Here is a 20,542-nt window from a genome sequence, read left to right on the forward strand (position 1 = left end):
GGCTGGAGACTATGCGCTGGAAGAATCGTTTTCGCCGCGCAGTCGGCAAGCTGGCTTCACTGAAGGCTTATGCAGAAAGCACCGGAAAATGCTGGGTTCATGGGATGTCTGTGAGCGGTGTTCTCTACCCTGCCTGATCAACGTATTTTCATTTACTTTAATGTGGCCAGAATTTTCTGAATTCTCTTTCTTATATTGCCTTGACAATGTCTTCTATCTAGCTGTTGCTGAGTGCTTTTTATACGCTTCCTGTTTGGTATGAATGAGAAATTCTTACAATGATCAATACTATCATTTAAAAAATGAATAAATGACGTACTCTCTTCACTTTTTAAAAAGTGGGTGTCCTTTTTATTCCATCCTTTTTATTCCAATTCCCGAAAGTGGGTGTCCTTTTTATTTTTTTTTTATTCCATTCCGCGTTCCACAGGTCTGAATTTTTTCCATCGCCTGGCACAGGCACTCCTTTTGATACAGCATTTTTTCGCCAAGTGTACAGAGTCACATCAGAGATACCAGTCTCAAGTACCAGCTGTGAAACAGGCACATTATTGGGTGGCATCATCTTCTGAATGATGGACTCTTTGAACTCTTCTGAATAGCGGGCCATTGATCATTCATTGGCCGCCCCCTTGTTCAGGTTTCTAAATTCGGGCGAGGCGACAACTATGCTGACACAGGGGGCTTTGGGAACTCTAAAGTCGAGTAACGGAGAAACTTTAATAAAAAAGAGTGGTCTTAAGCTATAATTCAATATTTCAATAGTTCAATAGCTCAATGAATAGACTTAACTTAGAATCAAAGTTCATTTCTGTTGATTCCTGTCTACAGGATTCTGCAGAGACACCTTTTATACCACCTTGTTGCGCTACCAGTTTACAGCCAAGGATGGTCGGCTATTCTACGCAGATACTGGGTCCATTCAATCACGGATATTTAAATGAGTTAGTAATAAGTCAGAACACACCATCTTCTCCACGTTCGATTAATGATTTTTCAATTTCTCAATTACCATCCACTGAAAACGAATTAGTGCCTCCTGAATTATCATCAGAAGACCTTGATGAAATTTTACGTTGTGATTCAGCCAGTGAATCTGTTGATAATGATTTTGCATCCACAGATTTAACCTCAACAAACTCTCAACAAATAGCTCAGCAATTACCCCAGGAAAATTCGTTAGCTGATTTTTCTCAGCGATCATCACGTCCAATGGCTGTTGTTGGTCCGTTGAATAAAGACACACAAAAGAAAGCTATAACAAAAATTATTGAGTTTAAAGCACCTGAATTGTCCGGTTCTGGTGAACCCCTACACCCCACGCCCGTAGCAGCCCACGATCAGTCCAAGAAAGGGAAGGCTTCAGAACAGTCAGAGCAACGGAAGGCTTACCAGAAGATTTACCAGAAAGCTTACCGTAAGTCCGAGAAAGGGAAAGCTTCCAGTCGAGCTTACGAACAGTCCGGGAAAGGGAAAGCTCGCAGACGAGCTTACGAACAGTCCGAGAAAGGGAAGGCTTCCCGGAAGGCTTACGGACAGTCCAAGAAGGGGAAGGCTGCCAAACGAGCTTGGGCACAGTCCGAGATAGGAAAGGCTTACCAGAATGCTTACCAAAAGGCTTTCAAAAGTTCCAGTGATGGAGAACAAGCAAAAGTCGCTGGTAAGCAAGCTGCAACCTTTATAATAGAATCAAATAAAGCAAAAAAATAAAATTTGGTTTCAACTTGAATTCAAGTCCATTTAGAAATCTCTTACTTACTTTTTTGCATTTTTATGATTTGCATAATGAGCACCTAATCGTGATAGGGCAGAGCCTCACAACTCTGCTCCTCCCACATCACGAACCATACGGATCACGTGGCATCGCTCATAGTTTTTCATCGATAACCGGGAAGATGTGTACATAGCGATTATTGGCGGCAGGAGTGTCAGCTTAAAGCTCAGGCTAACCCAGGACTCAATAATTGAACAATTCAGTACATAGACCTACTGCTACTTTGTCTGCTCAATCAAATACAGTTTCTCATAACTTTCGATTTGAAGGTGGTCGTTAAAGGTGAATGAATGCCGCCAACAAAGTAACCATTTGAAAGGCGACGGGTATAGACTGGCTCTACACCAACCGACACCAGGATGGAAGCGGAGGGCGTTTGGCGGTCACATATTTTTTATTTTTTCCCAGCAGGTTTTTCCAATATGGTACATCAGCCTTCAGCCAATTGCCTTCTTCATGGGAAGGGGCTCTTAGCTCAATGCCCACTGCGGCCATCGTATCAAGCTTCATGTGCCAGAGTTCGGGGTAGTGTCTTGCGGGTGCACAGATACCGGCCCATGGATCAATAATTACGGCTTGGTCATTCCAATCGTTAAAATTATCGGGGAACACCCCCTCTACACTGGGCTTCTGGTCCATTACCACAAAGCAATGACTATTCGGCCAGAGGGAAACACGGTAGTAAATCAGTGGCCCGGGTTGTTGTGAAAGAAAATAACAAACAAGATTGCTTTTTTCGCCACAGTTACCCGCCTTAACTTTTTTAACTTCTGAGATATATTCTTCGAAGTTGTATTTTTTTCTTTTCTGTCGTGATGCATGGATGATGTCATTGACCTCATCTGCATCAGGTAGGCTGGGTGTCCAGGGTTTTATAGCACTTAAATGACCAACCCCAATATTACCAGAGCCTAAAGATGTATGGACATTGGCAAAACGCAAAGCGGCTTGCGCAATGCTTGGTTGTTTGGGAGCTGCTCTGCTGGCCAACTCATGAACGTACCCGGATTGTACGAGGTTTTGGAGAGAAGCGGAACGCTGTAAGGGCATGGAAACGACTCCTGCTGGTTTTAGGACATCTGCAAGAAACAGGGGTGAAAAGCCATTCTCTAAACACAATCGGACTTTCAAGCAGTAAGAATACTACCTATCACTGTTAACCTTAGTTTTTTTGACTTGGTTTTCCCTCCTCACAGGACACAGTGCTAAGGGAAGCCGCATGGCAAAAGTGCCGGTTGCTTTAATCCGTTGTCATTCCGTACAGGGACTGTACGGTACCCATGTGGCAGGGTTAGGAGGCTGATCCACCTCCCTGAGAGATGGGTCCTGTATGCTGGGTACTGGCCATTCGGTTTACTCGGTGATGCCGATCATTGGCGATATCGCCCTGAAGAACAAAATCCGACCTGAACGACCAATGGCTGCTGCATCTATTGCTTCTCAGCTGGCCATTACCGCCAGCCCGCTCTCCGCTGCTGTTGTTTACTATCTGACACAACTGAGTGGGATTGATGCCTATATCACCCTGGCATCGATTCTTGGTGTTTCTATTCCGTCTGGGAACCATTATTCTCTCCCTCTACAGTTATGCGCCGGGGTGTCGAGCTGGAAGACGACCCTGAATTCAAGCGTCGTATGGCTGATCCGATTACTCGCAGGCAAATTGAAGAAACCACAGCCACCAGCCTGGACGAAATTCTACCCCCATCGGCGCGTCACTCGGTCTATCTCTATTGCCGCGATCGCCACCATTGTTCTGGTGGCCATGATGCCGGTAATCCGCACCATCGGTGAAAAAGCCATTAAAATGGATGCCATCATCCAAATGATAAAGCGGCCTCTTGGGTATTTCAGGTTCCAGAGTTCCTGTGCGACGGTATCCCTCCGTGCCGGTTTTCGTTTTTTGGGCGGCACGCCATCCAATCAAATGGCGGTCAAGATAAGAATCATTGTCATTTGTACCAACTTCAATAATTCGATGACTCAATGAATCACTTTAACAAATCAAATCATCTCAATCAGAAACTACTCTCAAGTGGTTTGATGATACATGCACAATTAGTACAATACCTTTCCGGTTAACTGTTAACCACCTTACTCAGTGATAAGTAGCCATTTTTATGCCAGAGCGAGATGACGAGCAAAGCTTTCAGGAAGCCATGAGGGATGTACGACCATTGGTTGGCAGAAAAGGCAACAAGACGCATTCTGGCATCCATCGCAAAACGAATTCAGATATTCCGGAAAGCACTCTAAGGGCTCGCCGCAAAGCTGCCGAGCTGGACAAGCCATCCTCTGGTGCTGCACTCTCTGACGCCTGGATTGAGCCTGTCGATCCTGAACAGTTTATTGAATACTCTCAGCCCGGAATCCAGACCACAAGGCTCAGGCAACTGCGTCAGGGGATGATCCCGGTTCAGTTTCAAGTGGACCTGCATGGCTATAAGATTGATGAAGCCAGAGATCTTATCCATGAGTTCATTCAGGTTTCCCGCTACCGTGGGCTCACCTGTGTGCGCATCATTCATGGTAAGTCTCACCGCAGCAAAGAACGACAATCGACGTTAAAGAGCCATACCAATCACTGGTTAAAACAGATACCGGATGTTCTGGCATTTTGTTCTGCCCCGCCTTCCGAAGGTGGCACCGGTTCTGTTCTGGTCCTGCTGAAGAGGAAATAAACCCTACCTGGCCACAGCAGAGAATCGGCAAAAATGCAGTATACCGTCCGATCACAGGCGTGATATTATGGTTGTCATCAGGTCAAAAATCTTCGTCCAAAATGCGTTGTATTTCACCTGGTCTTTACACAGCAACCTGCCACTATTCGACCGAGCGTTACTGGCGCACTGGTCTCTAGGAGGCTGACCGAGAATAGTCTGCCCTACTGCGGTGGCAGAAAATTGGTCTAAAAAGTCGGAAATTTTTAGCAAATAGAACCACTATTCACTAAAAATTTCCGACTTTTTATCCTCAATTTTCTGCCATCCTCGCTACGGGCGCTATTCTCGGACAGCCTCCTAGTCCCCCCCTGTCTTTTTTGCTGAAAAATAAACCACCATTCTGAGTGTTATTTAATTTGATCTCTTGATCGGGGGCATCCCTATGTATTACTGGTTTATGCTGTTTCTGGCCATTATTACCGAGGTGGCCAGTACCTCCTTTATGAAAATCGCTTCAGGAAGCAACCCTGTTATGGGCTATACATTGATGGCTATCCTGATTTCCATTTCCTATTTTTTCCTGTCACAGGCAGTTCGAAAAATCCCCCTGGCCATTGCCTATACCATGTGGGAAGGACTCGGTCTCCTTCTGATCAGCATGATGTCCTGGTATTTCTTTAACGAAACGTTCTCAGCCAATAAACTCATTGCCATGGCCTCTCTGCTGACCGGCATGGTGCTGATGAACCTGGGAGAGAAACTGGCGGAAAGACGGGAAAATAAAGAGCCACTGATTAACCAGAAGGAGCTGCAGCCATGTCAGACCATCTGCAACTGATTGCTATTTTCTGGGTCGTTGCCGCTTCCAGCTGCGATATTATTGGCAATGTACTGACCAAGCTCTCCAACGGCTTCACAAGGAAGCGGTTTGCCGTGATGGTGATGGTCGTTCAGATTGCGGCCTTTGTTTTCCTGTCCTTTGCACTGGAAAGCATTGACCTTAGTGTTGCCTATGCACTGTGGGGAGCCCTGGGTATCATTGCCACTTCAATTATTGGCAGAATGATGTTTGGGGAAAGTCTCCACCCGGTCAAAGTGCTGGGTATAGCGGTAACATTGGTTGCCATTGTTTTTCTTAAACTGTCAATCTGAACCCGACTATTACTGGCTCGCCAGAAAGACGAGCCAGTATACCAGCAGCCGCTAACTTTCCCGGTGCAGATAGTCACCAAAATAGATGTCCGGTTTTTTCATTCTAAGCTCATTACGTTCCCGGGTTACATTTTCAAACTCTTTTGCCAACGGCATAAAATGGTAAAGGTTGCAGTCATCTTCCGAAGTACTCATCAGGGTCAGCCCGACGGGCATACCATGAACTTTATCATGGCCTACAGGCAGAGTAATGGCGGGCACATCAAGCAAGTTAGCCAGACTGGTGAGCTGACTCAACTGCAATGAACTCCGTAAGTCAGCCATACCGTATTGTTTTTCGCCCCTGATAATATCTCTGCTCACTTCAGGAATCGTGGGCATCAGAATCACATCAACGCCCCGATCTTTGAGTGATTTAAGGTGCTGTTTGAATTGCCCACGGTTTTCTCTGGCAACGCGCTTCATCCGATCAGTAAACGATTTGGCCAAATTCATATTCAGCTTGAGTTCCGGATCGGCCTGGCTCCGTTGATCATCGGATAACGCAGATGAATTAAAGGCTTGCAGTTCTTCAGAGCCAAACAGTACCACATGGGACAGAGCCAGTGACCTGGCATTCCCTGGAGAATTCTCAAGATCCATAAGATGGACTTCCTGCACATTTCTGGCCTTGCCATATTTACTCTGCCAGCAGCCAATGGCCTGTAGACATTTTTCTGCAACGGCCGGATTGGCAATGCCCATGGCATCCAGATCAATCGCCACACCCAGCTTCTGGTAATCCAGACAGCGTTTATCCGGCCTGACACTGCTGGCCGCCAGAAACGCCTTGGCAATATCGACCACCTTGAGTCCTAAAATTCCTGACTTAACCATTGACTCCGGGTTATCTTTATAGGCTCCCCCTGTCTGATCAAGAAACGATTCAGCACGAACCTTTGCCTTGCCACACATCCCCCCGCCAATGCCCGTTGCTCCCGCGGGAATACGGACAGAACCACCACCATCACTACCGATGGCTATGGGCACCAGACCACTGCTGACCGCGACGGCACCGCCAGAAGTGGAACCACCGGGAATTTTAGGTCGGCCATTTTTTCCCAGATAGGTATTCGCCAAAGGACCATCTTTGGGATTGATACCACTGGCACCGGCACCCAGTGCATGCTGGGTGTTGGTTTGCAGCAGGCAGAATTCATCAGAAGCACCAAGGATATCGAGAAACCTTGTGGTTACCGCTTGCTTAACGCCCTCCCCTTTCATTCCATGGGTTGCTGTCACCCACTTTAAGTGAAATTCAGCCTTGACCGAAACGGGTATTTTATTATGTTGGAAATCACTGGCTTGCAACGGCTGCTCAAAAATACCCTGTTCGCTGATACACCCTCTCTGTGACTCTGATAGTTGATCTGATTGGCAGGCTTTTTTAATAGCATCTGAGATATTCTCAACATTAACGCCACACCAGTCAGACAATGGCTTATCCAGATGGCTATCAGGCTCCCGGTCAGGCTTGATTTCCGATAAAAATTGCAGATATTCAGTGTCGGTTATTGTCTCTTCATCACCAGCGGCCCGAGACGTAACAGCATTATCCGAACTCACCTGGTTTATCCCCTGATCATTGAAAGTCACTCTTTCGGGCATTGAATTCGATAATCCGGAAATAAACCGCATACCCGGTGTAGCGAATTCAAGACGAGACAGCGGTTCAAGAACATATTTCAGAAAAGGGCCTTTGTTTCTGTGGCCCGAAGGAACCAGATTCTCAGCCCGGCATTGAGGGTATTGTTTTATTGTGCGGTGGCAGAAGAACCCGGAGTCATTATCCTTTGATTGTGAACAGAACTCACATTCAAGAGCTGATAATTTTGACGCTGATAGTGCAGTTGACGCATCCATTTTGACCCTTTGCCCCTTGCTCTGTATGTTTATGTGTGTGCCAGTCGAATTTTCTCGCAAAGGCTTGAACAGTGAGTTTAGACAGTAAACAGTAACATTAGTTCATTGACAATATCCCCCTGAATTTGCCCTGTGAACTTTGAAAAAACATCATTGTCCAAGCGCGGGCTTTATCAAACTTATCGTCATACGACTATTTAAAAACAAGTACCAGCTAACTAACCACTTTTGTCTTCATATGATTTTTATATTAAGCAATTACACCTTTTAACCACTGCTGATTTTCATTCGGGTACATACAATGGATATCCCCATCGGGCAAAGTGGCTACCACCATAACAGTACAGTAACGCTTGCAGGCCAATCGGATGCAAATCTTTCGTATTCGGGTGAACAGCGGGATAATCAGAAAAAAGGTACTCCTGTCTGCCAGGCTGTACCAGTAACTCCGATGGTAGCGGCAAGCGACAATGCATTAATAAAGCAAAACAAGTCACTGAGTGAGTATATTGCGCAACATTGTCACTCATTACGAAATCTGATTGCAGTGACAACACCGCAAACAGAGGTATCCCTATTACCGGAAAATCTGCTGTACACGTCAGAACAGAGGCTGTTGTCAATAGCCGAGCTTGATGAGATGCAACGGCATATCAGCCTGCAAACGGACATCACGATTAATGGTAAACGCTATAAGCTGGAAACACTGCCCGATGATACACCGCTGTTTTACCAGTTTTATTGCCGGGATCAAAAGGCAAGCATTGATGATGAGTCCATTCGCATTTTCCAGAATAATTGCCTTATTGAACAGTCCCGTGCTGCCATCATTCTCATCAATAACGATCTGATCAATAAAACAGTGGCCGCTCAGGTCAGGCAGTTGGAACAGACAGTTAAAAATGTACGTGTCGTTGATGTGGCAAAGTTGCTTCCTGAGGGCGACGTGGCCGGTATAAAAGTCACCCAGAACATGGAAGACCAATTTTATCTGGAACTGGATGCCCGGGTTTGCACACTGAAACAACATTATTTTACCGATGGCCGCATAAGAACTTACTCGAGCTTTCATGACATCATGGACATTCTCCAATTCGTAGCAATGTACCATTGTGATAAGGTCTGTGAATTAGCAGGAATTAAAACCAACAGTCGGGGATGCATAAAAATCGACTGGGATATGGAGTTAATAGCGCCCATTGGTACTGTTAAATGCCCGGATGGTATTAGTACTTTTGTTATGGACAGGATTCAAAGGACAGATGACGCCGGAAATAATGAGTTAATACATACTCTGCGATCGGAGAACAGCCTGGTAGCAGTAACCAGACCACAGCACCCCATCATGGCTGAGTCAGTTTGCCCTTACCCTGCAAGTATATTCTGTCAATTCTCTGGTGCTATCAATCAATCATTCAGTCAGTCACTCCACTCTCCAGACTATGATGTCAAACAATTCACCATAAAGGGGGATGGTGAGATCAATTCCCTGAAGATGTTATGTCGTTTGAAAGACCGGGAAAAGATTGCCGGTAATATTGACCCTGCTCAGCAACTAAGCCTCAGCTATAACCCACGGGACAGCTGGAAGCAGAAAATTGCTTTTCCATTAACGGGCATCAAAGCAGATCAAAGTCGGGTCCGGGGTATCAGCTCATGGCAGAAAAAGACACCAGAACCATAACCTGCTAGGCCCTGCGAAGATAAAAATATTCGTCACCCGGGCCATCTCTATGACCTGATTCCAAACAGGCTGAGCAGTGGCTCTTTTCAGCAAAAAAGCCCCTGTTCGATGAAGTTAGCTACTTGCTATCCCGCCTGCTTCAATTTTCTGAATATGGGCTTTCACTTCCTCTGGAATACTGGTCTTGCGATTGGTCAAGAAGTTAAACATAACGCCCGTTGCGGTACCGGTTGTGGTCACTCTGTTCAGGCTTTTACTGAAAATCGCATACTCCATGGTAAAACGGTCTTCCTGCACATCACGAACTCTTGAGCCCACCAGCAAGGTGTCTGGATAGGTAACCGGAACCTTATAAAAGCATTGGGTATGACTGATCACCGGGCCAATGCCACTGCCTTTCGCTTTTTCCATCATCTGCATTTTGCCGAAATAATCGATCCGGGCTGATTCAAAATAACGGAAATACACGACATTATTGACATGCTGAAGGGCATCCATATCCCCCCAGGCTACGGGTATCTCAGTGATGACGGGATAGTCTTCCAGCAGGTGCTCCACAGTAATGACTCCTTTTTTTTCTATTATTGTGTGCATTTAACAGAAATGCGCGTGCAACCATAAAGGGAATTCAGGCAATTAACAACAGGTTCCATCCTAAGGTAATTTCCGCAATCAGCTTCGGTTTATCATTGACTGACTTCGAATAACCGTTCTGTTAGCATGAATATCCGGCTATCAGGCCCTCAACCTGTTTCTTTATTGGAGGACCAATGTCGGAATATTCCCAGGATTACGCTCACGCTCCCGTTTCAGCTGCAGCCCGTAAAGGCTTCTTCCCCATTTTGGTGGTCATGGTTGGTTTTACCTTCTTCTCAGCCAGCATGTGGTCCGGCGGAACCCTGGGACAAGGTCTGGACTTTTCCAGCTTTCTGATCACAGTGATGATCGGCAACCTTCTGCTCGGTGCCTACACGTCAGGTCTCGCCTGGATGGGCAGTAAAACCGGCCTTTCTACTCACCTTCTCTCTGAATACGCTTTTGGTAAAATCGGCGGTAAGCTGACCTCCCTGGTGCTGGCCGCTACCCAGGTGGGCTGGTTCGGTGTGGGCGTGGCCATGTTTGCCCTGCCGGTGAACAAGGCCACCGGAATTAACACGGAGATTCTGGTCTTAATCTCAGGATTCCTGATGACCGTAACCGCTTTTTTCGGTTTCAAGGCTCTGACCATTCTCAGTTTTATCGCAGTTCCCGCCATTGCCCTGCTGGGTGGTTTCTCGGTCAGGGAAGCCGTGGCGAGCGCCGGTGGCCTGTCGGCATTGATGGCGATTGAACCGGCCTCCACTATTACCTTTGCCAGCGCCATCAGTATCTGTATCGGATCGTTTATCAGTGGTGGTTCCCTAACCGCGGATTTTACCCGTTTTGCCCGCACACCGAAAATTGCGGTCAGTGCGACACTGATTGCCTTCTTCCTTGGCAACAGCCTGATGTTCACCTTTGGTGCCATCGGTTCCATGGTGACCGGTCAGGCGGATATCGCCGAGGTAATGTTTCTGCAGGGTTTGATTTTGCCAGCTGTGATCACACTGGGCCTGAATATCTGGACCACCAACGATAATGCCCTGTACGTTTCCGGCCTGGGCTTTGCCAGTATTACCGGCAAGAGCAAAAACCTGATCGTGATGATCAACGGTGCCCTGGGAACCTTGTTTGCCCTGTGGCTCTACAACCACTTTGTCGGATGGCTGGGCCTGTTGAGTTCTGCACTGCCACCCGTCGGTGCCATTCTGCTGGCTGATTACTTTCTGGTAAGAAAAGGCCATTACCCGGACTATCAACAAGCATCTTTTGCGACTATCAACCCGTCAGCACTGATCGCCTGGGTTGCCGGCATTGCCGCCGCAAGCCTGTTGCCGGGTATTGCCCCCATCAATGGTGTTGTGGTGGCGTCCATCAGCCATGTCCTGCTCCAGAAAGCGCCCATTTTTCAGGGCCGCATGGCTCACACTGAGACTTCGATATGAGACTTGAAAACGTCCGCCTGCACCAGCAAGAAGGCCTGTTTGATATTGACATGGATCATGGCACGTTCACTGCCATCACACCTGCTGCCACGGTCCGAAATACTGCCCGGAACGAAGGAGTCGAGGTCATCGACGGTCATGGACGGCTGGTCCTGCCGCCATTTATCGACCCACATGTACATCTGGACACCGCTCTGACCGCCGGAGAGCCGGTGTGGAACCGCAGCGGCACCTTGTTCGAAGGCATTCACAACTGGTCTGAGCGGAAAAAAACGCTGACCCGGGACGATGTTAAAAACCGGGCCGCAAAAGCCCTGGAGTGGTATATCGCCCAAGGGGTTCAGCACGTTCGCAGCCATGTGGATACCACTGACCCATCGCTCACCGCTTTGCAGGCTCTGCTGGAACTGAGAGAAGAGATGCGGGAGCTGATTGATATTCAGCTGGTCGCCTTTCCCCAGGAAGGCATCCCCTCCTTCCCCAAAGGGGCTGAATTGCTGGAAGAGGCCCTGAAGCTCGGGGCAGAAGCCGTTGGCGGCATCCCTCACTTTGAATACACCCGTGAATACGGCATTGAGTCCCTGAAAACGGTGTTTGATCTGGCTGAGAAATACGATCGCCTGATCGACATCCACTGTGATGAGATTGATGATGACCAGTCACGCTTTGTAGAAACAGTCGCCACCCTGGCCCTGGAACGTGCCATGGGGCAACGGGTCACCGCCAGCCATACCACGGCCATGCACTCGTACAATAATGCCTATGTTGTTAAATTGATGCGCCTGCTGAAGAACTCCGGCATTCACTTTGTTGCCAACCCGGTCACCAACCTGAATTTACAGGGGCGCATGGACACCTATCCAAAGCGCCGGGGGATTACGCGCATCCCTGAGTTGCTGGAAGCCGGGGTTAACGCCTGTTTTGGTCAGGACGACATTGTCGATCAGTGGTTCCCCATGCAGGGCGGCAATATGCTGCTGGTGCTGTTCACCGGTCTGGTCGGCTGCCAGCTTACCGGCTTTGACCAGATTAACCGGGGCATCGACCTGATTACCCACAACAGCGCCCGCTGCCTGAATATTCACGACCAGTACGGTATTGCGGTTGGTAAACCGGCAAACCTTATTATGCTGGACTCCGAGAGCGTATTTGATGCGGTACGCCGCCAGACTTCGGTCACCCACTCTATCCGCCGGGGTAAGTTGATTGCCAGCACCGAGCCAGCCCGAACCAGGCTCTATCACTCTGGCCAGTCCAGGGATATTGACCTGAGCTGGTCGATTTAACCGGTCCCCTGCTCACCATATTTCGGGGAGCAGTCACTTTCTCCGCGCCATTTGCAACCCTTTCCCCATTTATCTGTCTATATTGTCTGAGGCTTCATGAAACGCTGGATTCACTGAGGAAGTACAGATGGCAATAACAAGATGGCTGATTTTCACTCTCCTTTGCGGGATAACCGGACTCGCCGCCGCTTATCCTGAAGCTGACCAACAGGGCGCTGTATATAAAGGGCTGCAGGATGTCCATACCATCGCAGAGATGCAGGGAATCAACCCCCGGGATACAACAGTGCGATGGGAAATCGGCGACAATAATCTGCAGGAGTGGCTGCTCGCTCCCTGGAACAAACAGAAAGTGGACGAAGCCCTTGCCACTTACCAACAGCAGTACGGCTCCATCACCCAGACGGCTGCCAAAGTGGTCATTGGCGCTATCAGCAATAATTTTGATGCCTCTGGCCATCTGATTACCGAAGCTGAACGCCAGCAGCTGTTTGACCGGGTTCAGCAGACTCAATACCTTCAGAGGTTTCATCCCAGCGCCCGGGCCATAACCATCGCTGATGCTGATGCACAGTTTTTCCCCAGTGATGTATTTTTTACCAATAATCTGGCTCAGGCTTCCAATGTTGCCGCTAACCAGAAATCATCCAGTACGCTTATTCTGAGAAACACCCCGGTCTTTGTGCTTGGTCAGTTAACGACTATTGACTCAGTCGGCCTGGAGTCAGCCGAAGATAGCTGGGTAGCCCTGTGGCGTCCGGAGTTTGGCCTTAAATTCACCAAGGCAAGGCATATCGCCTTTGTCGATGACTCTCTGGCGGGTGAACTTCCCGTTTCATCCCGGGATCCTGATCACCAACTGAAACTGACCGTCACCAGCCGGGTCAGAAGTCAGGACCTGAACCAGCGGTTGCCTTTAGGCACCCCGGTATACAGCCTGAGTGGCAGGTACTTTTTCGCTGCGCGAAACCATCAACCTCCAGCATCCCGGCAGATAGAATCGTCAGAGTTACGGCTTTATTCTGCCCAACTGTCCCCTGTGGAATTATCGGTTGATCCTGCGGGAAAACTGGATAACCAGGTTTTAAAAGTACCACTTCCCCTGAGTTACCAGAACTATCTGAACCAGCTAAGTAATACCCTGTTAAAATACCCGTCAGAATATGTTGCGCCGGAACACAACGAGAACCGTTACTTTGCCTTTGGCGAAGGAACCATTGGCCCTGACGGCGAAAGGGGCATGGACGCTTCCACTTTCGTCCTGAAGCTCATTCAGCCCTTTGGTAAATGGCTTCCCAGGTATTCCGTTCACCAGGTTGAAGAAGGCATCAAAAACCGTCTGATCAAGACCACTCAAAATGCATCCCCGGAGGAAAACTATCAGGCCATGCTCAATCACTGTCAGGTGGGTCATTTTGTCTCGGTGGGGCGCGGCAGTAATATGGCCTGTCTGGGCAGTATTACCCTGGATCAGCTGGGACAGCTCAGTGATCAAGCCTATGCAGATGCGGTAACTACCGGAGGGATGACAGATCAGGACCGTATTCCACTGCTGGCACTCAGTACCGTCGGACTGACAACCATAGAGGATGTTATGATCAATAAACCGGCAGGCTCTATGGAATTCCAGGCAACCGGTGAAACGCTGCCGCTGTATCTGGCGGTAAAAACGTCAATGGCCGTCTGGTATATCACTGGCAAGGCGGCGGTCTATCCCGTCTTTAAATCGGGCTATCTGAGCAGCTTTATCCGCGATGGCAGATCACTGACATTTTACCGTTATTTTGAGCCTGTAGGAGCGCCCCCCGGTGATTGAGCTTCAGGGCACAAACTTTATGCAGAGAACCGATAGGAAGGCGCATTCCTGCCTTCCTGTTGTCTCATTCGGCTGATACATGACATTCCAATGAGTTTGATGAATACTATCTCCGTTCACCCTGAGCGGAGTCTGGACTTCATTGATAGAAGGAAACCATCATGGAACCTAATAATTATTTTGAGGTCAAATTCTGGAATTTCCATTCCATGCGTGAAAGGTTTCATTCTGAGAGCAACAGCACCACCTTTCTACCCTTCGGGATCAGTTGATCGACGAGCTGGTTCAAGCGGGACTCCTCACCGCTCCCGAAGTGCATTTAACGGTAAACGAGTATCAAACCATCAGTCTCAGAGAAGTACGGCACCTCTCCATGTCGATAGTAAATGCGTTGAAGATGCCTTTTGGGATAAACAACCATTACAGGGACGTCAAGTCACCACGGCTGTTGTGCTTAACGCCTATGGGAATGATGCAACGTCCCTTCGACCTGGCTTCTTCCTGCAAAAACTGTGCTTGCAGAATATTCTCCATGGCAATAGAAAAGTTACCCCGGATCAGGTTATTCAAGAATTCAACCGTAAGCCGGATCGAAATAATAAGTGCAAATTAGCCTTGGCGCGCTTTATGCAGCACTGTCTCCACAGGGGCATGCCGGTGAAGGGCCAGAACGTCACGCCGGATATGGTGGTTAAGTATTTCCCGGATAGTCCGGAAGGCAAACTGGGGTTAGCAAGGTTCAAAGAAGAATGTTGCCTGAATCGCCTGCCGTTAAATGGCCAGCAGATCACGACGGAAGCGGTGTTCAGGAATTATCAGGCCGCCGGGTCAACACTGGAGCTGGTACGCTTCAAATCGGAATGTTGCCTGAGGGAGTTGTCGTTGCATGGTCGGCGGATCACCCCGGAGGCAGTGGTTAGAGGTTGTCAGGCTGCCATGGCAACACTGGAGCTGGCGCGCTTTAAGGAACAATGTTGCCTGAGGGGTCTGCTGTTGAATGGCAAGCAAGTCACACCGGATGCCGTGGTTAAGGATTATCAGACCACCAACGCAACACTGGATCTGGCACGCTTCAAGCAAAAATGTTGCCTGAAGGGCCTGGCGCTGAATGGACAGCCGGTCACACCGGACGAGGTCGTTCAGAGTTACCCGGATAGTCCGGAAGGCAGGCTGGGGATAGCGCGCTTCATAGCGGAGTGTTGCCTGCAGAACCTGCCACTGAATGGTTGGGAAGTCACAACAGATATGGTGGCCAGGAATTATCATGCAGCCAATGCAACACTGGAGCTTGCTCACTTTAAGCAACACTGTTGCCTGATGCGGCTGCCGTTGAATGGTCAGCTGGTCATACCGGATGCGGTGGTTAAGGCTTTCCCGGACAGCCGGGAAGGCCAACTTGGCAAGGCGCGCTTTAAAGCAGAATGTTGCCTGAAGCGCCTGGTGTTGAATGGCCAGTTCGTCAACCCGGATGAGGTGTTAAGGGGGTTTCAGGCAGTCAATGCAACACTGGAGCAGGGACGCTTCAAAGCGGAATGTTGCCTGAAGGGCCTGAGGTTGAACGGCCAGCAGGTCTCACCGGATGCTGTGGTCAGGGATTATCAGGCAGCCAGGGCAACACTGGAGCTGGCACGCTTTACAGCGGAATGTTGCGTGAGGGGCCTGACATTGAATGGCCAGCCCGTCGCACCGGATGCAGTGGTTAAGAATTATCAGGCAGCCAGGGCTACACTGGAGCTGGCGCGCTTTAAGCAACAATGTTGCCTGAAGGGCCTGGCGTTAAATGGCCAGCCGGTCACCCCGGATGAGGTGGTCAGGGATTTCCCGGATAGTCCGGAAGGCAAACTGGGAATAGCGCGCTTTAAGCAATACTGTTACCTGAGGGGCATGGCATTGAATGGTCAGCAGGTTACATCGAATGAGGTGGTCAGGGGTTATCTGGCAGTCAGGGCAACACTGGAGCTGGCACGCTTTAAGGAACAATGCTGCCTGAAGGGGCTGCTATTAAATGGCCAGCAGGTTACCCCGAAAGAGGTGGTTAAGGGGTTTCAGGCAGCCAGAGCGACACTGGAGCTGGCGCGCTTTAAAGCGGAATGTTGCCTGAGAGGCCTGCCATTGGGCGGCCAACAGGTCTCAACGAAAGCGGTGGTCTCTGCTTATCAGGCAGTTTCAGCAGTACTGGAGCTGGCGCGCTTCAAAGAGGAATGTTGTCTGAGGGGCCTGACATTAAATGGCAAGCTGGTTACAACGGACGAAGTGGCCAGGGGGTTCCCGGACAGCCCCGAGGGCAAACTGAGATTAGTGCGCTTTAAGGAAGAATGTTGCCTGAGGGGCCTGACCTTGAATGGTCAGCAGGTCTCACCGGATGCGGTAGTTAAGGATTATCAGGCAACCGGGGCTGTGCTGGAGCTGGCGCGCTTCAAAGCGCAATGCTGCCTGAAGGGCGTGCTGTTGAATGGCCAGCCGGTCATACCAGATGCGGTGGTTAAGGCTTGTGAATGCGGCGGCTGGTTACTTCAAAAAGCCATTTTTTATGCTCAGCTGGCATTGAATGGCAGAGAATTGGACAGCGCCTGTCCGGATGACCAGGAAGTATTAACAGCGTTTAATGAAGTACCCGGTAATCATTCTTCAAGGCAAACCAGGTATCTGATGCTAAGGCTGCAACAATCTCAGCGGAACCATGAAACCGGTGAAGCCCGGGGTTTGCTGCAAGAGGCCTGGCAAATCCTGAACAGCGTATCGGTCAAAGGTGAAGAGGAACTACGACTGGAATGTGTATTGACATTCATGGCTATGTATTATGAGCTGCCAATCAATTACCAGAGAGTGTCAGCAGAGCAGGTATTGCAATCCATCAAAACCCTGAGAAGTTCAGTTCAGACTTTACGTCTGCATTTCTTCTTCATGGCACACTGCTGCATCACGAAACAACCTGTAGATGGACAGGAAATCCATGAGGAACAGGTTCTGGAGTGTCTGCAGAGTTTTTCTGAAGGCAGCAAGATGTCCCATGCTTTAGGCTGCTGGTTTCAGTCTGGCCCCGAAGCCAATGTCATGGATGAGTTACTGTTGCTTCGGGAAAATACCATAGCCCTCGACAGTGATTGGCAGCTGTGAGATGAGTTCTGATGCCAGGCTTTTTCAGGCTCTCAGGTAACTGGCTTGCTTTGAAGAATGATCCCCGGTTGTGATGATCAGGCGTTCTCCTTTAATACACGACGATATGCTGTGAACTGATGACCAAACGTGTCAATGCCTTCCTGGCGAAGTGCAGGAGCAAGGTGTGCCAGGTAGTGATCCAGCGCACCCTGCCCAGACACTCGATAGCGAATGGAAAAACCCGTTGAATAAGGTCTTGCTGTCAGCTGATCATCTACCGTCAGCTTCAGTATTTCCGCACTGTGAAACCCTTCGGCCTTCAGCACGGCATCAACATGTGGCGTTAGCCAGGCCCTGAATTCATCCACAATATCATTATCCACCAGACAATTGACTTCATAGATAATCATGAACGCCCCCTTTTTAAATACCCATTGGCCAGTAATGGATAATAGTGGATAAATGGCAGAAAGGCAGAAGGTCAGACTTTTCGCACAATATTTAAACCATGCCGGATGGGCAGCAGCACACTCTCAAGGTTTGGGTGCTGATAAATGTAACGATTCAGATCGGCAATCACCTGATCACGCTCCTCCTGAGGGTCAAGCACCTTCCCTTTCCAGAGGGCATCATCAATAACCACAAGCCCGTGAGGGTTCAGCATGGGCAGTACCAGTTCCAGATAATCGCGGTACTTCTTCTTGTCTGCATCAAGAAAGACCAGGTCCAGTTTTTCCGCTGTTAATTCCGGGATGGTATCCAGCGCCCTGCCAAAGAGCACTTTGACTTTATGTCCATGGGGAGAGCGGTCAAAAAACTCCTGTCCAATGGCGATGGACCGTGGGTTGGTTTCACAGGCATACACCACGCCATCATCGGGCAAACCTTCTGCCATGGATAGCGCTGCGTAGCCGGTAAACATACCAATTTCCAGCACAGTTTTACTGCGGCTGATCTTAACCAGCATTTTCAGGGTCTGCCCTACCAGCCGACCGGAGAGGTTAACGGGGTAACGGGTTCTGTCCACCGTGGCCTGAGCCAGCTCGGCCAGAAGCGGAGACTCACCGGACGTCATCGTCTGGCAATAGTTTTCAATTGCTGGATCAACCATCCAATCCATGCACTGTACCTTTCTTGATAAAAGAACCTTGATAAAAGAATCTTGATAAAAAGGGCACTCTCCATGAAGATGAGGCCACAACTTATAAAGCGTTGAAAAATCAGCGGCGAATTTTAAGCGAGGGAGCCATGACAGAAAAGCCCGTTATTGAGATAGAGTACTGCAGTCAATGCCAATGGCTGTTACGTTCTGCCTGGCTGGCACAGGAGCTGCTAAGTACCTTTAGTACTGATATAGGGGAAGTTCGGTTAAAGCCGGGAACAGGGGGCATCTTTATTATAAAGCTGAATGGCGAAGAGATCTGGGAACGGAAAAAGAATGGCGGTTTTCCTCAACCCAAGGAAATTAAACAGAAAGTCAGGGACGTGATTGCCCCTGAAAGAGATCTTGGCCACAACGACCGTTGAGGGAGGTCAGATTCATCTAACCTCACCTCTATAAACCCTAAACCCAGGCGCTCTCTTTCTTGCGGATTTTCAACATCGGCAGGAACAAACCAAGCAGAATACCCAGCAATATTGTGCCACCACCAAAGAGATACCAGCGCAGGCTGGTGTCTCTTAGCAGCTGACGATTTTCCGCCTGCAGCACCTGCAACTGGTTTTTCAGCCGTTCGTTTTCCTCAACCAGCTGCTGGTTACGACGATCTATCGCCAGGGGCTCAGCAGAAATATCCTGAAGTCGTTTCAGCTCCACCTGCTGGCGATCCAGTTTATTCTCCGCCTTGCTGAGTTCGGAGGTGACCTCTTGCAGCTGACCATCCCGTTCCATCAGGCGTATTTCCAGCGCTTTATTGTCAGCAGCCATTTTACTGGCCCGATCCAGGGCCGCGGGTAACTGGCGAAAAGCCGGTGGGTTGGTCATCAGATATTGTGTCGGTACATAACCTTCCTGATCACCGTGTTTCACTTTACTGAAGCCCTTGCCGGAATTTTCTTCCAGCAATACCAGTGAAGTACCGGTCTTCAGTCCACGGTGCAGAATCCGGTATTCATTACCGGGCCCGGTGCGCATGGGCACATAGGTAATATCAGTGATATATCGTGTCTCTGCACAGACCTGTCCGATCCATAACAACCCGAACAGAACAGCCAGCCAATGTTTTTGCATTTTCACAGGTATCAGCATCTCAAATCACGGCAGAACTTTTTTAAATGGCTTAACGATAACCTGTCGATAAACGCCAGCCTCAATATAGGGATCTGCATCTGCCCAGGCCTGGGCTTCGGTTAAACTGGCAAATTCGGCAACCACCAGACTGCCGGTAAAACCAGCCTCTCCCGGATCATTGCTGTCTATTGCAGGACAGGGACCAGCCAGCACCAGCTGCCCTTTGTCCTTTAATTGCTGAAGCCGCTCAAGGTGTGCGGGGCGCGCCTTCATTCGCAATGGCAGGCTATTATCGACATCTTCACTGAAAATAGCGTAGAGCATTTATTTCTCCTCAGTCTGAATATGTTTTGAAATCACCAGAAACTGACCAATCACAAACAGGAATGTTAAAATAAGGCTGCCGAACACTTTAAAGTCCACCCAGATATCGTGGAAGGTAAATGCCACAAAGAGGTTGGCCGCCCCCAGAAGAATAAAAAATATCACCCAGCTGATGTTCATCTTGAGCCAGATGTTGTCCGGCAGTGTCAGGGCGTGTCCCATCATCCGTTCCAGCAGGGTCTTTTCACCAATAAACTGACTGCCCAGAAAAGCAACCGCAAAGATCCAGTTGACGATTGGGGTTTTCCACTTCAAAAAAGCTTCATCGTGAAACGTCAGTGTCATGCCCCCAAACAGCATAACCGCCGCGAGAGTAACCACATGGCTTTTCTCCAGCGCACGGTTTTTCAGATACAGGCTGCCGTACACCAGAATGGAAGCAACCATCAACACCAGAGTTGCGCTGAACGGTCCACCCAGTTCAAAGTCATTTGCCCCCAGACTGACCGTTCTCGGGTCCATTTTATAGACGACAAAGAAAAGAATCAGAGGAATAAAGTCAATTATTTGCTTCATATTTGGCCAATC

At 49.0% G+C, this 20,542-nt stretch carries 20 protein-coding genes; 11 read left to right on the top strand and 9 right to left on the bottom strand.

Going from position 1 to position 20,542, the window contains the following annotated elements; all coding sequences use genetic code 11:
* Nucleotides 1-331: 331 nt before the first annotated feature.
* Nucleotides 332-610 (bottom strand): transposase, encoded by a 279-nt coding sequence (locus tag J7439_RS18240; protein WP_209203387.1) that lies wholly within the window; start codon nucleotides 608-610, stop codon nucleotides 332-334.
* A 278-nt stretch (nucleotides 611-888) separates the two neighbouring features.
* Here J7439_RS18240 and J7439_RS18245 point away from each other — a divergent pair, with 278 nt between their 5' ends.
* Nucleotides 889-1,710 carry a hypothetical protein gene (locus J7439_RS18245; RefSeq protein WP_209203388.1) on the top strand — a complete coding sequence of 274 codons (822 nt, stop codon included), beginning with the start codon at nucleotides 889-891 and terminating at the stop codon, nucleotides 1,708-1,710.
* Nucleotides 1,711-2,113: 403 nt separating this feature from the next.
* Here the strand turns inward: J7439_RS18245 and J7439_RS18250 are convergent, their stop codons facing one another.
* Nucleotides 2,114-2,824, bottom strand: a complete 711-nt coding sequence (locus J7439_RS18250) for a hypothetical protein (RefSeq protein ID WP_209203389.1) — start codon at nucleotides 2,822-2,824, stop codon at nucleotides 2,114-2,116.
* Between the two features lie 280 nt (nucleotides 2,825-3,104).
* Here J7439_RS18250 and J7439_RS18255 point away from each other — a divergent pair, with 280 nt between their 5' ends.
* The 4 genes from J7439_RS18255 (at nucleotide 3,105) to J7439_RS18270 (ending at nucleotide 5,589) form a co-directional block, all read left to right on the top strand.
* Nucleotides 3,105-3,764 carry an anaerobic C4-dicarboxylate transporter family protein gene (locus tag J7439_RS18255; RefSeq protein ID WP_209203390.1) on the top strand — a complete coding sequence of 220 codons (660 nt, stop codon included), beginning with the start codon at nucleotides 3,105-3,107 and terminating at the stop codon, nucleotides 3,762-3,764.
* 130 nt (nucleotides 3,765-3,894) lie between these two features.
* Nucleotides 3,895-4,455 (top strand): Smr/MutS family protein, encoded by a 561-nt coding sequence (locus tag J7439_RS18260; RefSeq protein WP_209203391.1) that lies wholly within the window; start codon nucleotides 3,895-3,897, stop codon nucleotides 4,453-4,455.
* A gap of 424 nt (nucleotides 4,456-4,879) precedes the next feature.
* Nucleotides 4,880-5,275 carry a DMT family transporter gene (locus tag J7439_RS18265; protein WP_209203392.1) on the top strand — a complete coding sequence of 132 codons (396 nt, stop codon included), beginning with the start codon at nucleotides 4,880-4,882 and terminating at the stop codon, nucleotides 5,273-5,275.
* Nucleotides 5,254-5,589, top strand: coding sequence for an SMR family transporter (locus J7439_RS18270; protein WP_209203393.1), 336 nt, complete (start codon nucleotides 5,254-5,256; stop codon nucleotides 5,587-5,589). Before J7439_RS18265 ends, J7439_RS18270 begins: the two co-directional genes overlap by 22 nt.
* Before the next feature lie 51 nt (nucleotides 5,590-5,640).
* On the opposite strand, the gene J7439_RS18275 is transcribed toward J7439_RS18270, so the two are convergent.
* Nucleotides 5,641-7,236: an amidase family protein gene (locus J7439_RS18275; protein ID WP_209203394.1), complete on the bottom strand. Its 1,596-nt coding sequence runs from the start codon at nucleotides 7,234-7,236 to the stop codon at nucleotides 5,641-5,643.
* Nucleotides 7,237-7,792: 556 nt separating this feature from the next.
* Here J7439_RS18275 and J7439_RS18280 point away from each other — a divergent pair.
* Nucleotides 7,793-9,175, top strand: a complete 1,383-nt coding sequence (locus tag J7439_RS18280; RefSeq protein ID WP_209203395.1) for a hypothetical protein — start codon at nucleotides 7,793-7,795, stop codon at nucleotides 9,173-9,175.
* Between the two features lie 114 nt (nucleotides 9,176-9,289).
* On the opposite strand, the gene J7439_RS18285 is transcribed toward J7439_RS18280, so the two are convergent.
* Nucleotides 9,290-9,733: an acyl-CoA thioesterase gene (locus J7439_RS18285; RefSeq protein ID WP_209203396.1), complete on the bottom strand. Its 444-nt coding sequence runs from the start codon at nucleotides 9,731-9,733 to the stop codon at nucleotides 9,290-9,292.
* A gap of 212 nt (nucleotides 9,734-9,945) precedes the next feature.
* On the opposite strand from J7439_RS18285, the gene codB reads away from it, so the two are divergent.
* The 4 genes from codB (at nucleotide 9,946) to J7439_RS18305 (ending at nucleotide 17,418) form a co-directional block, all read left to right on the top strand.
* Complete coding sequence (gene codB / locus J7439_RS18290; protein WP_209203397.1) at nucleotides 9,946-11,199, top strand: cytosine permease; 1,254 nt, start codon at nucleotides 9,946-9,948, stop codon at nucleotides 11,197-11,199.
* Nucleotides 11,196-12,485 carry a cytosine deaminase gene (codA, locus tag J7439_RS18295; RefSeq protein WP_209203398.1) on the top strand — a complete coding sequence of 430 codons (1,290 nt, stop codon included), beginning with the start codon at nucleotides 11,196-11,198 and terminating at the stop codon, nucleotides 12,483-12,485. The genes codB and codA overlap by 4 nt, the downstream gene beginning before the upstream one ends.
* A 127-nt stretch (nucleotides 12,486-12,612) precedes the next feature.
* Complete coding sequence (locus J7439_RS18300; RefSeq protein ID WP_209203399.1) at nucleotides 12,613-14,301, top strand: hypothetical protein; 1,689 nt, start codon at nucleotides 12,613-12,615, stop codon at nucleotides 14,299-14,301.
* Nucleotides 14,302-14,514: 213 nt separating this feature from the next.
* Nucleotides 14,515-17,418: a hypothetical protein gene (locus J7439_RS18305; protein WP_209203400.1), complete on the top strand. Its 2,904-nt coding sequence runs from the start codon at nucleotides 14,515-14,517 to the stop codon at nucleotides 17,416-17,418.
* A 77-nt stretch (nucleotides 17,419-17,495) separates the two neighbouring features.
* Here the strand turns inward: J7439_RS18305 and J7439_RS18310 are convergent, their stop codons facing one another.
* Nucleotides 17,496-17,810, bottom strand: a complete 315-nt coding sequence (locus tag J7439_RS18310; RefSeq protein ID WP_209203401.1) for a DUF4286 family protein — start codon at nucleotides 17,808-17,810, stop codon at nucleotides 17,496-17,498.
* A gap of 71 nt (nucleotides 17,811-17,881) precedes the next feature.
* Nucleotides 17,882-18,520: an O-methyltransferase gene (locus J7439_RS18315; RefSeq protein ID WP_209203402.1), complete on the bottom strand. Its 639-nt coding sequence runs from the start codon at nucleotides 18,518-18,520 to the stop codon at nucleotides 17,882-17,884.
* Nucleotides 18,521-18,648: 128 nt separating this feature from the next.
* On the opposite strand from J7439_RS18315, the gene J7439_RS18320 reads away from it, so the two are divergent.
* Nucleotides 18,649-18,927, top strand: coding sequence for an Rdx family protein (locus tag J7439_RS18320; protein WP_209203403.1), 279 nt, complete (start codon nucleotides 18,649-18,651; stop codon nucleotides 18,925-18,927).
* Between the two features lie 37 nt (nucleotides 18,928-18,964).
* Here J7439_RS18320 and J7439_RS18325 read toward each other — a convergent pair whose 3' ends face one another.
* Genes J7439_RS18325 through J7439_RS18335 form a run of 3 tightly spaced genes read right to left on the bottom strand, consistent with a single transcriptional unit; the run spans nucleotide 18,965 to nucleotide 20,530 of the window.
* Nucleotides 18,965-19,630, bottom strand: a complete 666-nt coding sequence (locus J7439_RS18325; RefSeq protein WP_209203404.1) for a TIGR04211 family SH3 domain-containing protein — start codon at nucleotides 19,628-19,630, stop codon at nucleotides 18,965-18,967.
* Between the two features lie 24 nt (nucleotides 19,631-19,654).
* Nucleotides 19,655-19,954, bottom strand: coding sequence for a YciI family protein (locus J7439_RS18330; RefSeq protein ID WP_209203405.1), 300 nt, complete (start codon nucleotides 19,952-19,954; stop codon nucleotides 19,655-19,657).
* Nucleotides 19,955-20,530: a septation protein A gene (locus tag J7439_RS18335; RefSeq protein WP_101747779.1), complete on the bottom strand. Its 576-nt coding sequence runs from the start codon at nucleotides 20,528-20,530 to the stop codon at nucleotides 19,955-19,957.
* Nucleotides 20,531-20,542 lie beyond the last annotated feature (12 nt).

Origin of the sequence: Salinisphaera sp. G21_0 (genome assembly GCF_017744115.1) — a bacterium.
GTDB lineage: Bacteria > Pseudomonadota > Gammaproteobacteria > Pseudomonadales > Endozoicomonadaceae > Endozoicomonas.

Excerpts from the sequence above, each read along its gene's own strand:
- J7439_RS18240 (WP_209203387.1), bottom strand. The coding sequence starts at position 610 with ATGGCCCGCTATTCAGAAGAGTTCAAAGAGTCCATCATTCAGAAGATG.
- J7439_RS18245 (WP_209203388.1), top strand. The coding sequence starts at position 889 with ATGGTCGGCTATTCTACGCAGATACTGGGTCCATTCAATCACGGATAT.
- J7439_RS18250 (WP_209203389.1), bottom strand. The coding sequence starts at position 2,824 with ATGCCCTTACAGCGTTCCGCTTCTCTCCAAAACCTCGTACAATCCGGG.
- J7439_RS18255 (WP_209203390.1), top strand. The coding sequence starts at position 3,105 with ATGCTGGGTACTGGCCATTCGGTTTACTCGGTGATGCCGATCATTGGC.
- J7439_RS18260 (WP_209203391.1), top strand. The coding sequence starts at position 3,895 with ATGCCAGAGCGAGATGACGAGCAAAGCTTTCAGGAAGCCATGAGGGAT.
- J7439_RS18265 (WP_209203392.1), top strand. The coding sequence starts at position 4,880 with ATGTATTACTGGTTTATGCTGTTTCTGGCCATTATTACCGAGGTGGCC.
- J7439_RS18270 (WP_209203393.1), top strand. The coding sequence starts at position 5,254 with ATGTCAGACCATCTGCAACTGATTGCTATTTTCTGGGTCGTTGCCGCT.
- J7439_RS18275 (WP_209203394.1), bottom strand. The coding sequence starts at position 7,236 with ATGCCCGAAAGAGTGACTTTCAATGATCAGGGGATAAACCAGGTGAGT.
- J7439_RS18280 (WP_209203395.1), top strand. The coding sequence starts at position 7,793 with ATGGATATCCCCATCGGGCAAAGTGGCTACCACCATAACAGTACAGTA.
- codB (WP_209203397.1), top strand. The coding sequence starts at position 9,946 with ATGTCGGAATATTCCCAGGATTACGCTCACGCTCCCGTTTCAGCTGCA.
- codA (WP_209203398.1), top strand. The coding sequence starts at position 11,196 with ATGAGACTTGAAAACGTCCGCCTGCACCAGCAAGAAGGCCTGTTTGAT.
- J7439_RS18300 (WP_209203399.1), top strand. The coding sequence starts at position 12,613 with ATGGCAATAACAAGATGGCTGATTTTCACTCTCCTTTGCGGGATAACC.
- J7439_RS18310 (WP_209203401.1), bottom strand. The coding sequence starts at position 17,810 with ATGATTATCTATGAAGTCAATTGTCTGGTGGATAATGATATTGTGGAT.
- J7439_RS18315 (WP_209203402.1), bottom strand. The coding sequence starts at position 18,520 with ATGGATTGGATGGTTGATCCAGCAATTGAAAACTATTGCCAGACGATG.
- J7439_RS18320 (WP_209203403.1), top strand. The coding sequence starts at position 18,649 with ATGACAGAAAAGCCCGTTATTGAGATAGAGTACTGCAGTCAATGCCAA.
- J7439_RS18325 (WP_209203404.1), bottom strand. The coding sequence starts at position 19,630 with ATGCAAAAACATTGGCTGGCTGTTCTGTTCGGGTTGTTATGGATCGGA.
- J7439_RS18330 (WP_209203405.1), bottom strand. The coding sequence starts at position 19,954 with ATGCTCTACGCTATTTTCAGTGAAGATGTCGATAATAGCCTGCCATTG.
- J7439_RS18335 (WP_101747779.1), bottom strand. The coding sequence starts at position 20,530 with ATGAAGCAAATAATTGACTTTATTCCTCTGATTCTTTTCTTTGTCGTC.